Source organism: Aeromonas sp. 603079, assembly GCF_049172135.1.
In the GTDB taxonomy this organism is placed as follows: Bacteria; Pseudomonadota; Gammaproteobacteria; order Enterobacterales; family Aeromonadaceae; genus Aeromonas; species Aeromonas veronii.
This window is the reverse complement of the sequence record NZ_JAAKPX010000003.1, coordinates 64521-77849: the sequence shown is the minus strand read 5'-3', so window position 1 is coordinate 77849 and position 13329 is coordinate 64521. Positions and strand designations below refer to the sequence as shown.

Annotated in this window: 11 protein-coding genes; 7 read left to right on the top strand and 4 right to left on the bottom strand. The window is 59.6% G+C overall.

Annotation, left to right across the window (positions count from 1 at the left end):
- Positions 1-87: 87 nt before the first annotated feature.
- Positions 88-684, top strand: coding sequence for an acetate uptake transporter (locus tag G5287_RS02675; RefSeq protein ID WP_005336948.1), 597 nt, complete (start codon positions 88-90; stop codon positions 682-684).
- 81 nt (positions 685-765) lie between these two features.
- Here the strand turns inward: G5287_RS02675 and G5287_RS02670 are convergent, their stop codons facing one another.
- The gene (locus G5287_RS02670) at positions 766-1530 is read right to left on the bottom strand and encodes a zinc-dependent peptidase (protein WP_421230853.1); all 765 of its coding nucleotides are present in this window, start codon (positions 1528-1530) and stop codon (positions 766-768) included.
- Positions 1531-1606: 76 nt separating this feature from the next.
- On the bottom strand, positions 1607-2044 hold the full coding sequence (locus G5287_RS02665) for a GNAT family N-acetyltransferase (protein ID WP_204483368.1): 438 nt from the start codon (positions 2042-2044) through the stop codon (positions 1607-1609).
- A 349-nt stretch (positions 2045-2393) separates the two neighbouring features.
- On the opposite strand from G5287_RS02665, the gene G5287_RS02660 reads away from it, so the two are divergent.
- Positions 2394-3893: an alanine/glycine:cation symporter family protein gene (locus tag G5287_RS02660; protein ID WP_100645999.1), complete on the top strand. Its 1500-nt coding sequence runs from the start codon at positions 2394-2396 to the stop codon at positions 3891-3893.
- A gap of 70 nt (positions 3894-3963) precedes the next feature.
- Here the strand turns inward: G5287_RS02660 and G5287_RS02655 are convergent, their stop codons facing one another.
- Entirely contained in the window at positions 3964-4770 is an 807-nt protein-coding gene (locus tag G5287_RS02655) for a crotonase/enoyl-CoA hydratase family protein (protein ID WP_216953774.1), read from the bottom strand.
- A 168-nt stretch (positions 4771-4938) separates the two neighbouring features.
- Here G5287_RS02655 and G5287_RS02650 point away from each other — a divergent pair, with 168 nt between their 5' ends.
- The 5 genes from G5287_RS02650 (at position 4939) to G5287_RS02630 (ending at position 11181) form a co-directional block, all read left to right on the top strand.
- A complete protein-coding gene (locus tag G5287_RS02650; RefSeq protein WP_421230754.1) occupies positions 4939-6726 on the top strand; it encodes a putative nucleotidyltransferase substrate binding domain-containing protein in 1788 nt (595 codons plus the stop codon).
- Positions 6727-6728: 2 nt separating this feature from the next.
- A complete protein-coding gene (locus tag G5287_RS02645; protein ID WP_421230753.1) occupies positions 6729-7355 on the top strand; it encodes a 3'-5' exonuclease in 627 nt (208 codons plus the stop codon).
- Positions 7356-7460: 105 nt separating this feature from the next.
- The gene (locus tag G5287_RS02640; RefSeq protein ID WP_040068110.1) at positions 7461-7772 is read left to right on the top strand and encodes a DUF485 domain-containing protein; all 312 of its coding nucleotides are present in this window, start codon (positions 7461-7463) and stop codon (positions 7770-7772) included.
- Complete coding sequence (locus G5287_RS02635) at positions 7769-9421, top strand: cation acetate symporter (RefSeq protein WP_040068108.1); 1653 nt, start codon at positions 7769-7771, stop codon at positions 9419-9421. The genes G5287_RS02640 and G5287_RS02635 overlap by 4 nt, the downstream gene beginning before the upstream one ends.
- A 167-nt stretch (positions 9422-9588) precedes the next feature.
- Positions 9589-11181 (top strand): ABC-F family ATPase, encoded by a 1593-nt coding sequence (locus G5287_RS02630; protein ID WP_069553922.1) that lies wholly within the window; start codon positions 9589-9591, stop codon positions 11179-11181.
- 193 nt (positions 11182-11374) lie between these two features.
- On the opposite strand, the gene ppiD is transcribed toward G5287_RS02630, so the two are convergent.
- Positions 11375-13288, bottom strand: coding sequence for a peptidylprolyl isomerase (gene ppiD, locus G5287_RS02625; protein ID WP_227340691.1), 1914 nt, complete (start codon positions 13286-13288; stop codon positions 11375-11377).
- Between the last annotated feature and the right edge of the window lie 41 nt (positions 13289-13329).

Below are 13329 nucleotides of genomic sequence, written 5' to 3'. Positions count from 1 at the left end.
CCCATTGCCCCCTTGCGGGCGCGCCACAGCCTGCCTAAAATCGCGCGTCTTTTGTTAACCCCCACCTCTATTTTTGGAGAACGCCACGTGAGCGAAAAATTGGCCAACCCTGCCCCTCTGGGTCTGATGGGTTTCGGTATGACCACCATCCTGCTGAACATCCATAACGCAGGTTTCTTCCCCATCAGCGCCATGATCCTGGCCATGGGCCTGTGCTACGGCGGCATCGCCCAGATCATTGCTGGCATCATGGAGTACAAGCGTGGCAACACCTTCGGTGTGACCGCGTTCACCTCCTACGGCCTGTTCTGGCTGAGCCTGGTGTTCCTGCTGATCATGCCGACCATGGGTCTGGCCGAAGCCACTCCGCACGCCTACATGGGTTGGTATCTGCTGATGTGGGGCATGTTCACCCTGTTCATGCTGGTTGGCACCATCAACTACCCGCGCGCCAAGCAGTTCGTGTTCGCCTCCCTGACCGTGCTGTTCTTCCTGCTGGCCGCCCGTGACTTCACCGGCAGCACCCTGATCGGCACCATCGCCGGTTTCGAAGGCATCATCTGTGGCGCCAGCGCCATCTACCTGGCCATGGCCACCGTGATCAACGAGCAGTTCGGCCGCACCGTGATGCCGATCGGCGATCACAAGAAAGCCGCCGCCGTACAGCTGAAAGCCGCTGCCTGATAGGCAAGCCACTCAGATTGTAAAAAAGGCACCCTCGGGTGCCTTTTTGCTATCTCGAATAACCATTCAACCGATCGGTTATCAGCTAAGTGACCCGGCGTCCACCTCCCCCGCCAGCAAGCGGGTCACGGGGAAACGTAGGGCGGGATCCTGGCTAAAGAACTGGCTCAGTTGCCGGTATACCGCGGGATAAACCTGCTGCAGCCGCAGCGGATCGGTAAAGAAACATTCGCAGCTAACGGCGAAAAACTCCGCGGGATGTTCAGCCGCATAGGGATCGATAGCGGTTACCTCGTCCCGATCAAGCTGCTGGCAGAGCGCATCGAAGGCGCTCTGAAAGGCCTGTTGCCACAGCAGGCTGCTCATCTGCCCCGGCAACGGCGGCGCACCGTCCGCCTCACCACCCAGCATATCGAGTTTGTGGGCCAGCTCGTGGATCACCAGATTAAAGCCGTCCCAGTCGCCATCCTGCTGCAGTTCGCTCCAGGCCAGCACCAGCGGCCCTTGCGGCCAGGATTCGCCAGCGTTCTCCTCTTCAAACTCGCTCACCAGCCCGAACTCATCCTGTACTTCCTGGCGCCGGGTGACGGGCTCGGGAATGATGATGATTTCGTGAAAGCCGCGATACCAGTCAAGGCCGAGGTGCAGAATAGGCAACGCCGCCTGCAGCGCCAGCACCGCCTGTTGACGGCTGCTGAGCTCGACCCCGATCAGGGTCAGGGTCTTGCGCTTGAGCAGCTGTTGCCCCAAGCCGATAAGCATTGTCTGCTCGGTGTCGCTGAGCCCTTGCAAGATGGGCACAGCCGCCAGCGCCTGACGCCACAGCGCCAACTCATCCTCACTCATGGGCGTTTGCGGGCGACCACCCAGCCATTTGAACCATCCCAGCACGCCTACTCCTTCTTTTGATGCAAAAAACAGGTTACAACAGTTTGACGAACCGTTTCGGCCGCTCCTGATAATCCTGCGCCAGATAGAAACGGTGGGCCGCCTCGCGCTTGAGGCTACTGGATAGCTCCAGCTGGGCGCAACCTGCGGCCCGCGCTATCGCTTCGGCGCCCTTGAGCAGGGCTGCGCCCACTCCCGCCCCTCTTGCCCCTTCATCGACAACCAGCGCCGAGATCAGGCCCCAAGCTGGTGCAACATGCAGCGGTGCCAGTTTGTGCCACACCAGCACACCGACCACTCTGTCGGCCAGGGAGGCGAGCAGCACAACGCTCGCGGGATCCGGCGCCAACAGGCGCGCCGTCACGTCAGCGCCTTCGGCAGGATACCCCAATTGGCTGAACAGGTGGGCGATGGCGCTCCCGTCGTCGGCCTCAGGGGGACGGATCGTCAACGTCTCAGGATCATTTTTCATTGTTGGCCTCATGTTTGCTTTCCATTGTGTTACGCCCGTCACATTGTCTGGCGCAGATCAACAAGGAGGATCTCATCTTTACTCATAGAAAACGCTGCCTGCCATTATCCCCCCACCCTTGTCAATTCACAAATTTGCAACAAGACAACATTTTTAGCTGGGAAGAATGGATGCAACTCGATATGTTACCTCCCATGCATGGCGCGGGTTTGCGCCCTGCCAAACCACTCGGAGCCACCCTCGTTTGCTTACCTCAGACTGTTAACAAATGAGCCCCTAACTGTGACAGAGAGCGAGGCCAAGATCTCGCCAAGACAGCGCCACAAACACAACAAAGGAGTTGTTGTACATGAATGAAATCGTCAATGCCATCAATGGTGTAATCTGGAGCCCTGCGCTCATCTACCTGTGTCTGGGGGTCGGTCTTTACTTCTCCCTGCGCACCCGTTTTTTGCAACTGCGTCATATGAAAGAGATGGTGCGCCTGATGTTTGATGGCAAGAGCACCGATGCCGGTGTCTCCTCCTTCCAGGCGCTGGCCATGACCCTGGCAGGTCGCGTGGGTACCGGTAACATCGCCGGTGTGGCCACCGCCATCACCTTCGGTGGCCCGGGCGCCCTGTTCTGGATGTGGATGGTTGCCTTCCTCGGCGCCAGCTCCGCCTTCGTGGAGTCCACTCTGGGTCAAGTTTACAAAGAGAAGATCAACGGTGAATACCGCGGCGGCCCGGCCTTCTATATCGAGAAAGGGCTTGGCATGAAGTGGTACGCCTGGACCTTCGCCATCGCGACCGTCTTCGCCTGCGGCGTGCTGCTGCCGGGCGTGCAGGCCAACTCCATCGGTTCAAGCCTGCAGACCGCCTTTAATATCGATCCGAACGTCACAGCCGCCGGTCTGGCGCTGCTGCTCGGCTTTATTATCTTCGGTGGCGTCAAGCGCATCGCCAACTTCGCCAGTACCGTAGTACCCTTTATGGCGCTGGGCTACATCATCGTGGCTTGCGTCATCATCGCCCTCAATATCGGCCAGCTGCCGGGCGTGATCCTGCTGATCTGGAAGAGCGCCTTCGGTCTGGATGCCGGTTTCGGTGCCATTCTGGGTCTGGCCATCATGTGGGGGGTAAAACGCGGGGTCTACTCCAACGAAGCGGGTCAGGGTACCGGGCCGCACGCCTCCTCTGCTGCGGCAGTGAGTCACCCGGCGAAGCAGGGTCTGGTGCAGGCGTTCTCCGTCTATATCGACACCCTGTTCGTCTGCTCCGCCACCGGCTTTATGCTGCTGATCACCGGCCTCTATAACGTACAAGGGCCGGACGGCGCCGCCATCTACACGGGTATTGCCGGTATCGCAGCAGGCCCGGGCTATGTGCAGACCGCCATGGAGAGCATGATGCCGGGCTTTGGCAGCATTTTCGTGGCCATCGCGCTGTTCTTCTTCGCGTTCACCACCATCGTTGCCTACTACTACATCGCCGAAACCAACATCGCCTACATCAACCGCAAGATAAATCGCCCCTGGCTCACCTTCTTGCTGAAGATTGCGCTGATGGCTGCCACTGTCTACGGCACCGTCAAGACGGCAGATCTGGCGTGGGGCATGGGTGATATCGGGGTCGGCCTGATGGCATGGCTCAACATCATCGCCATCCTGCTGCTGCAAAAAACCGCCTTCACCTGTCTGAAGGATTATGAAGCGCAGCAGGCACAAGGGATTGACCCCGTATTCCACCCGGAGAAGCTCGGCATCAAGAACGCCGATTACTGGGTGGGCAAACGCTCCGAAGAGAACTTGGAGCGGGAGAAATCGGGCCATCAGTTCGAGCCGGATCAGGATCGCAAGATCTCCTAAACCGACACGAAATAACCGTTCGATAAAAATGGCAGCCTCGGCTGCCATTTCTTTTTCCTGTCACCTCATCTCAGAGCGGATTGCGGCGCGGCCCGAAGGGCAGGCGCCAGCGAAACAGGCTGTTAAGGGTGGCCCGCCACTGATTGGGTCGCCCCAGGATCTGCTTTTGCAAGCGGGTCTCTTCCTTCAGCATCGCCTCATCGCTGCGGGCCCAGGCCTGACTGTAGAGCTGCTTGATCCCCGCCAGTGCATCCGGCGACTTGGTGATAAGAGTGCGGGCAAACTCCCGCGCCTCCACCAGCGGATCGGCGCAGACCCGACTCACCAGCCCGAGGGATTTGGCCTCGATGGCATCCAGCTCGCGCCCGCTCATGGCCAGCTCCATGGCGGTATCCACTCCCATCAGGTTGCGCATGGTGACGCTACCGCTCATATCGGGAATGATGCCCCACTTGATCTCCATCACCGAGAAGCGGCAATCGGGGGTGCTGAAGCGAAAATCGGCGCCGAGCGCAATCTGCAAGCCACCGCCAAAACAGACTCCCTGGGTCACCGCAATCACCGGCACCGGCAGCTGGTGCCAGCCATAGGCAACCCGCTGGGCCAGATTGGTCGCCTCGTCTGCTTCACGCTTGAGAATATCGAGCGCCGCTACCGGCTGTCTCAGCATGGATTTCACATCCAGCCCGGCGCAGAAGGCTCGCCCCTCGCCATGCAGGATCACCGCCCGCAGCCCCTTGTGCCGGGCGAGCTGCGTCAATGTCTCATCGATGGCGCTGAACATGGCGCGGTCCAGCGCATTGAGTTTGTCCCCCCGCGTCAGCATCACTTCGGCAATCCCGTCGTGGATCTCGCACTTGATCCTTGGTTTTTCCATCTCCCTTGTCCTCCCCTTGATCCCTGAAACTGACTCACTGGTCATACCACCACGTTATCAGAGTGTGAACAGGCGGTACAGCTGAGACTAAAGTCGGCTGGTCGCCTCCCCCTCCCTTTGTCACACTGGGAGCTGCATGAGTGCCGCAAGCCAGCAGAGGACGCTGTCATGTCAACCCTGTTCAATTTTGCCAGACCACCGTTCGACCGACTGGACGAGGAGGCGCGCGAGCGGCTCTCCCGTCACCTCTCGCTCTGCTATTTTCGGGCCGGGGATCTGCTGCTCAAGGAGGGGGACGAGCCTCCCGGCCTCTATCTCATCATCAAGGGGGCGGTGGAAGAGTCGGCCCCTCACCACCAGTTTGGTGATTACGGGGTCGATGATCTGTTCGACGTGCGCGCCCAGTTTGACGGCCGCTGCCGCCACCGCTTCACCGCGCTGGAAGATAGCCTCTGCCAGCTCATTCCTCGCCACACCTTTCTGGCGCTCTGTGAGCAGGATCTGCAGTTTGCCAGCTACTTCACCGCCAATCTGGCCGAGCGCCAGCGCCAGCAGGAGCAACGCGAACAACTGGGTCAGAAGAATCTGGCGGAATTTATCCTGACCCGCATCGAACCCGGCCACCTGCAGGCACCGCTTATCGTCGATAGCAAGCTCTCACTGCTCGCGGCGACCGAAGCCATGGTGAGCAAGGGGACCGATTGCCTGCTCTACCCGGCCCACGATGGCTCCCTCACGCTGGCAACCCGCAAGACCTTGCTCCACGCCCTGACCCTCAAGGGATTGCCGCTGACGGCCCCGCTCTCGGTGCTGACCCCCACGCCCCTGATTGGTCTGCCGCTGGAGAGCTATCTGTTTGATGCCCTGCTGCTGATGACCCGCCATCGCATCAAGCGACTGGTGGTGTGGCGCGGCAATGAGGTGGCGGGGATCCTGCAACTGACTCAGGTGCTGGGGCTCTTCTCTACCCACTCCCACGTGCTGACGTTGCGTATCGCCCGCGCCGACAGTCTACCGGCGCTGGAGGCGGTCGCCCGCGAGCAGCAACAATTGACCCGCTCGCTGTTTGCCCAGGGGATCCACACCGCCTTTTTGATGAAGCTCATCGCCACCATCAATGAACAGCTGATCGCCAAAGCCTTTGCGCTGGTGATCCCCCCCGAGGTGCAGGATAAGGTCTGCCTGCTGATGCTGGGCTCGGAGGGGCGCGGCGAGCAGATCCTCAAAACCGATCAGGACAACGCCCTGATCCTGCCAGAGGGGCTGGCATGGCCCACCCAAGCAGCCGATCTGGCCGAATTCAGCGCCCTGCTGGAGCGCCTCGGCTACCCGCTGTGCCCCGGGCAGGTGATGGTGAACAATCCGGCCTGGGTGAAAATGGGCAGCGAGTGGCAAAGCGCCATTGCCAGCGCCTGCACCACGGCAAAGGAGGATGAGCTGCTCTGGCTCGCCACCCTGGCCGATGCTCACCCCATAGCAGGGGATCGTCAGCTCCATCTGCCGGTTGCCAGAGCGCTGCGCGAGCAGTTGGCGGACAGGCGGGATCTGCTGGCGGAGATGGTGCGACCGGCGGTGGCCTTCCATGCCCCGCTCACCCTGTTTGGCAGGCTGGAGCAGCCACCGGAAGGGCTGGATCTCAAGCGGGGCGGCCTGTTCCCGCTGGTGCACGGTATCCGCATGCTGGCCCTTGAGGCAGGCATTCTGGAGACCTCGACCCTGGGGCGCATCGATGCGTTGGTGGCCGCCGAGCGGCTCAGTGCCGACTATGGCAGCAATCTGGCAGAGGCGTTTCGGCTCTTTATCCGGCTGAGGCTGCGCAGCCAGCTCAAGGGGGGCAATAGTCGGGTGCAGACAAGCGAGCTTAGCCACAGCGAGCGGGATCTGTTGCGTCAGGCGCTGCATCAGGTGAAGAAGTTCCAGCAGTGGCTCACCTTGCACTTTCGTCTGAGACAATAGTCATGTTGAGCCGCGCTCGACGCTACTGGTATGGCCGCGCGTACCGAACGGGCGAGTTCGCGCCGCTTTTTGCCACCCCACCTGAAGATGAACGGATCGCCCTCGATTTCGAGACCACCAGTCTCGATCCCGAGCAGGCCGAGATCGTCTCCATCGGGGCAGTGCGCATTCAGGGTAACCGACTGCTGACCGGCGAGGCTCTCGCCATCAAGGTGCAGCCACCGGCCAGCCTGACCGGCCAATCGGTGATAATCCACGGTCTGCGCCATCAGGATCTGCAACAGGGGATGACGCTGGAAGCCGCGCTGCGCCTGCTGCTCGACTTTATCGGCCCCCGTGAACTGGTGGGCTATCACGTAGCCTACGATCTGCGTATTCTCAATCTCGCCTGCCAGAAATTGTGGGGATTGACCCTGCCCCAGCGAGGGATCGAGGTGAGCCAGCTCTATCACGACCACCTCTATCGCCGCTATCCCGATGCGGCTATTGACCTCCATTTGAGTGCCATCTGCAGCCACCTTGAACTCCCATCCCTGCCCGCCCACGATGCCCTTGCCGATGCCACCAAGGCCGCGCTCATCTACCTGCGCCTGACCTGCGGCTCGCCGCTCACTTATCCCAAAGTCTAATTGTCGAGAAATAACATTTAATTCACATTTTGCTTACATGAGCAGATTGCCTGCTCGTCGAGGTTACCCCATCCACCGCTGACACTCATGTCATGGAGAACTGCAATGGAACAGCAAAGCTATCTGAGGATCCAGCAAGATCCCAACTTCCAGGAGCTGGTCGCCAAGCGCCAGCGTTTTGCCTGGGCCCTCTCGGCTCTGATGCTGGGACTCTACCTGGCGTTTATTCTGCTCATCGCCTTTGCCCCCGGTTGGCTGGGCACCCCCTTGAGCGAAGGGTCGACCATTACTCGCGGCATTCCTGTCGGGGTAGGATTGATCCTCTCCTCCTTCGTGTTGACCGGCGTCTATGTCTTTCGCGCCAACGGCGAGTTTGATGAACTGAACCAGAAGATCCTCAAAGGGGTGCAATCATGAAAGGCAAGTTGCTGCTGTTGACCTCACTGGCCTCCTCTCCCCTGCTGGCGGCCGATGCAATCTCTGGCGCCGTGGAGCGTCAGCCCCTTAATGTCGCCGCCATCGTGATGTTTCTGGTGTTTGTGGCCGCTACCCTGTTCATCACCTACTGGGCCTCCAAGCGCAACCGCTCGGCTTCCGACTACTATGCGGCCGGTGGCCGTATCACCGGCTTCCAGAACGGTCTGGCCATCGCCGGTGACTATATGTCCGCCGCCTCTTTCCTCGGGATCTCCGCGCTGGTCTACACCTCCGGCTATGACGGCCTCATCTACTCCATCGGCTTTCTGGTGGGCTGGCCCATCATTCTGTTCCTGATCGCCGAACGGCTGCGCAATCTCGGCAAATACACCTTCGCCGATGTCGCCTCATATCGTCTCAAACAGACTGAAGTGCGCACCCTCTCCGCCTGCGGTTCGCTGGTGGTAGTCGCCCTCTACCTGATCGCCCAGATGGTCGGTGCCGGCAAACTGATCGAGCTGCTGTTTGGCCTGCAATACCATGTGGCCGTGGTGCTGGTCGGTATCCTGATGGTGCTCTACGTGCTGTTTGGCGGCATGCTGGCTACCACCTGGGTGCAGATCATCAAGGCAGTGATGCTGCTCTCCGGTGCCAGCTTCATGGCCATCATGGTGATGAAGTCAGTCAACTTCGACATCGGCGCCCTGTTTAGCGAAGCGGTCAAAGTGCACGAGAAAGGCTCCGCCATCATGAGCCCGGGCGGGCTGGTCTCCGACCCCATCTCCGCCATCTCGCTCGGTCTGGCATTGATGTTCGGTACCGCCGGCCTGCCCCACATCCTGATGCGCTTCTTCACCGTAAGTGACGCCAAAGAGGCGCGTAAATCGGTGTTCTACGCCACAGGCTTTATCGGTTACTTCTACATTCTCACCTTCATCATCGGTTTTGGCGCCATCTTGCTGGTGAGCACCAACCCGGCCTTCAAGGATGCCACCGGCGCCCTGCTGGGCGGCACAAACATGGCAGCCGTCCACCTGGCTGATGCAGTGGGTGGAAGTCTGTTCCTTGGCTTCATCTCTGCCGTGGCATTTGCCACCATTCTGGCGGTAGTCGCCGGATTGACCCTGGCCGGTGCCTCTGCGGTCTCCCATGACCTCTATGCCAGCGTGTTGAAGAAGGGCAAGGCCAACGAGACCGATGAACTGCGCGTCTCCAAGATGACGACTCTGGTGCTGGGTGTGGTTGCCATTGGTCTGGGGATCCTGTTCGAGAAGCAGAACATCGCCTTCATGGTCGGTCTGGCCTTCTCCATCGCCGCCAGCTGCAACTTCCCGGTGCTGTTCCTCTCCATGTTCTGGTCACGCCTGACCACCCGTGGCGCCGTCTACGGTGGCTGGCTGGGACTGGCGAGCGCAGTGACCCTGATGATCCTGGGTCCGACCGTGTGGGTGAAAGTGCTGGGCCATGCCCAGGCCATCTTCCCCTACGAATACCCTGCCCTCTTCTCCATGGGGTTGGCATTCATCGGGATCTGGTTCTTCTCCATCACTGACAGCTCCCAGAACGCCGCCGACGAGCATGCCAAGTTCCTGCCGCAGTTCGTTCGCTCCCAAACCGGGCTGGGGGCCTCTGGCGCAACTTCCCACTAACAGATCAAGTTCATCCTTCCAAGCCGGCTTCAAGCCGGCTTTTTTTATTGCCCATCAATCGGCTGCACGCCCCGCTTGCCCCGATCAAGATCACACTTCTCGCTAAAACTTTCGGGGGATCTGTGCCATAATGCGCGCCATTTGACAGACCAATCGGGACACATACCTTGTTAAGCAGCAACAACATCACCATGCAGTTCGGCGCCAAGCCGCTGTTTGAGAACATCAACGTCAAGTTTGGCGGCGGCAACCGCTATGGCCTTATCGGCGCCAACGGCTGTGGCAAGTCCACCTTTATGAAGATCCTCGGTGGTGATCTGGAGCCCACTGGCGGTAATGTGAGCCTGGACGTCAACGAGCGCATCGGTAAGCTGCGTCAGGATCAGTTCGCCTACGAAGAGATGCGCGTACTGGACGTGGTCATGATGGGTCACACCGAGCTGTGGGCGGCTATCGCCGAGCGCGATGCCATCTACGCCAACCTCGAAGCCACCGACGAAGACTATATGAAGGCCGCCGAGCTGGAAGGTCTGGTTGCCGAGTATGACGGCTACACCGCCGAAGCGCGCGCAGGCGAGCTGCTGCTGGGTGTCGGCATTCCCCTTGAGCAGCACAACGGCCCAATGAGCGAAGTGGCCCCAGGCTGGAAACTGCGGGTGCTGCTGGCACAGGCCCTCTTCTCCAACCCTGACATCCTGCTGCTGGACGAACCGACCAACAACCTGGATATCAACACCATTCGCTGGCTGGAGCAGGTGCTCAACGAACGTGAAAGCACCATGATCATCATCTCTCACGACCGTCACTTCCTGAACTCCGTCTGTACCCACATGGCGGATCTGGACTACGGCGAGCTGCGCGTCTACCCGGGCAACTACGACGACTACATGCTGGCCGCCACCCAGGCGCGCGAGCGTCTGCTGGCCGACAACGCCAAGAAGAAGGCCCAGATCGCCGATCTGCAATCCTTCGTCTCCCGTTTCAGCGCCAACGCCTCCAAGTCCCGTCAGGCGACCTCCCGTCTCAAGCAGATCGACAAGATCAAGATTGAGGACGTCAAGGTCTCCAGCCGCCAGAACCCCTTCATCCGCTTCGAGCAGGACAAAAAGCTCTATCGCAACATCCTGGAAGTGGAAGGTGTATCCAAGGGTTATGGCGACGGTCCCCTGTTCAAGGGCCTCAACATGATGATGGAAGTGGGCGAGAAGGTCGCCATTCTGGGTACCAACGGTATCGGTAAATCCACTCTGATCAAGACCCTTGTAGGCGCACTGGCACCGGATACCGGCACCATCAAGTGGTCCGAGAACGCCCAGATCGGTTACTACGCTCAGGATCACGCCGAAGACTTCGACACTGATCTCAACGTGTTCGACTGGATGGCCCAGTGGAAACAGGAGAACGAAGACGAGCAGGCTGTACGCTCCATACTGGGCCGTCTGCTCTTCTCTCAGGACGACATCAAGAAGCCGGTCAAGGTGCTCTCCGGTGGTGAGCAGGGTCGCATGCTGTTCGGCAAGCTGATGATGCAGCGCCCCAATATCCTGATCATGGATGAGCCGACCAACCACCTGGACATGGAATCCATCGAATCCTTGAACATGGCGCTGGAGCTCTACCAAGGGACCCTGATCTTCGTCTCTCACGACCGCGAATTCGTCTCCTCTCTGGCGACCCGTATCCTAGAGCTGACCGAAGATGGCATCCGCGACTTCGGCGGCACCTACGAGGATTACCTGCGCACCCAGGGCGTGGTGTAACCCCTGCGCAGCACAAGCTAGCAATGAGAAACTGGCACTTATGTGCCGGTTTTTTTATATCTCATGTTTATGGCGACTGATATGGCTTACGGCTGCGCAGCGATCACTGGGAGCTGGGCTTGATTATTCCCCTCGCCCACAGATAAAAAAACGGCTCCATCAAGGAGCCGTTTTCACTGAATTGAACTGACGATTACTCGACGGTCGCTTCCACGCTGGTGAAGTACTCGATCTTGGCCGCTTTACGCAACTCGTCGATCAGAGATTTGTAATCCACCTGGGCTTTGCCCTGACCCAGCTGAGCTTGCAGCATGGCGGCCATACCGGATGCGGCGGCAGGGACGTTGACCTTGTCCAGCGCAACTACAACGCGGTCACCATTGGTCTCGGCAACCAGAGCCACGCTCGGCTTGCCGTCGACCGGATGAGGCAGTGTGAACGCCTGGGCAATCAGGTTCTGATCCAGCTCGCGATCGAAGCGGGCAACCCCTTTGTGGGTCTCCACTTTCAGACCGAGTGCAGTCAGATCGGCGGTGATGCTCTCACCGACTTTCAGCTTGTCCAGCAGGCCCTGGGCCTTGCCACGGGCTACTTCGCTAGCCTTGTCATGCTTGATGGCGGCAATCACCTGCTCTTTCACCTCGGCCAGCGGCTTGACCGCTTTGGGCTTGTGACCAGTGATGTGCAGCACCAGCGCCTTGCCGTCAGCCAGCTCGATCACGTCGGAGTTGGTGTTGTCATCGCGCAGCTGTTCGGAAAACGCCACGGAGAGCACCTTGGGATCGTTCAGCGGAGCCGGAGCAGTCGCCTGGGTGAAGAAATCGGAAGATTGAACCTTCATCCCCATGGCATCAGCGGTCAGATCCAGCGAGTCCGGGTTTTCGAAGCTGTTGTCAGCCATCTTCTGCTGCTCGGCGAAGAACTTCTCCTTGGCCTTGTCAGCTTGCAGACGAGTGATGGTCTCTTCTTTCACATCGGCAAACGGCTTGGTCTGGGCTGCTTCAACCCCCAGCAGCTTGATGATGTGGAAACCGAACGGGCTCTTCACCACGCCGGAGAGATCGCCAGCCTTGTTCAGGGCGAACGCGGCTTTCTCGAAGGCCGGATCCATCACCCCTTTCTCGAACCAGTCCAGCTCGCCGCCTTTTTTGGCAGAGAAGGTATCGGAAGAGTCAGCCTTGGCCAGCGCAGCGAAATCATCACCCCCCTTGGCTTTGGCCAGCACGGCTTCTGCTTTCTGCTCGGCCGCTTTCTCATCCTTGCCAAACGGGATCAGGATGTGAGCCACGTGGCGACGCTCGGCACGCTGGAACAGATCCTGGTGCTGATCGTAGTAATCCTGGGCATCCTGCTCGGTGACCTTGATATCCTTGGCGAGGTTGGCAGCGTCCAGCAGCAGATAGTCGACCTTGACCTGCTCGTCGTTCATGAAACGGGCGCCATTGGTCTTGTAGTACTGCTCCAGCTCGTTGTCGGAGACCTGAACGTCAGCCATGTAGTTGGCAGCAGCCAGACGCACCAGACGCAGATCGCGAGTCTGGTTGTAGAGCTTGTCGAGCTGCTCCGCTTCACCCTTGAGGGAGAATTCGGTGCCCAGCAGGGCGCTCATCAACTGTTGACGCACCATGTCCTGACGCAGGGAGTCACGGAACATTTCGGGAGTCATGCCAGCACGACGGATCAGTTGCAGATAGCGGTCATTGTTGAACTTGCCGTTCTCGGCAAACTCCGGCATGGCCACGATGGCTTGCTTGATCTGCTCATCGCTGACGCGCAGACCCAGCTCGCGAGCCTTGCTGTCCAGCAGCGCCTGATCGATCAGCCGATCCAGCACGCCGCGGCGGAACTGTTTCATGTAATCGGGGTTCGCGGCCAGCTGGCTGAATGCCTCTCCCATCTGGGATTCCATGCGGGCGCGCTCGTTACGGTAGGCATTTTCCAGTGCCGCAGCACTGATCTCGGTGCCATTGACGGTGGCGGGGGCGGTACGGGCCGGGCCGTTCAGGTAACTACCTACACCAGCCAAGGCAAAGGAGAGGATGATCAGGCCCAAGATAACCTTGGCTACCTTGCCCTGCGCCCCTTCGCGTAGTTTATCCAACATCATGTTTGTACTTATGCTCCCGAACTCGATGGGCGTAAACAATA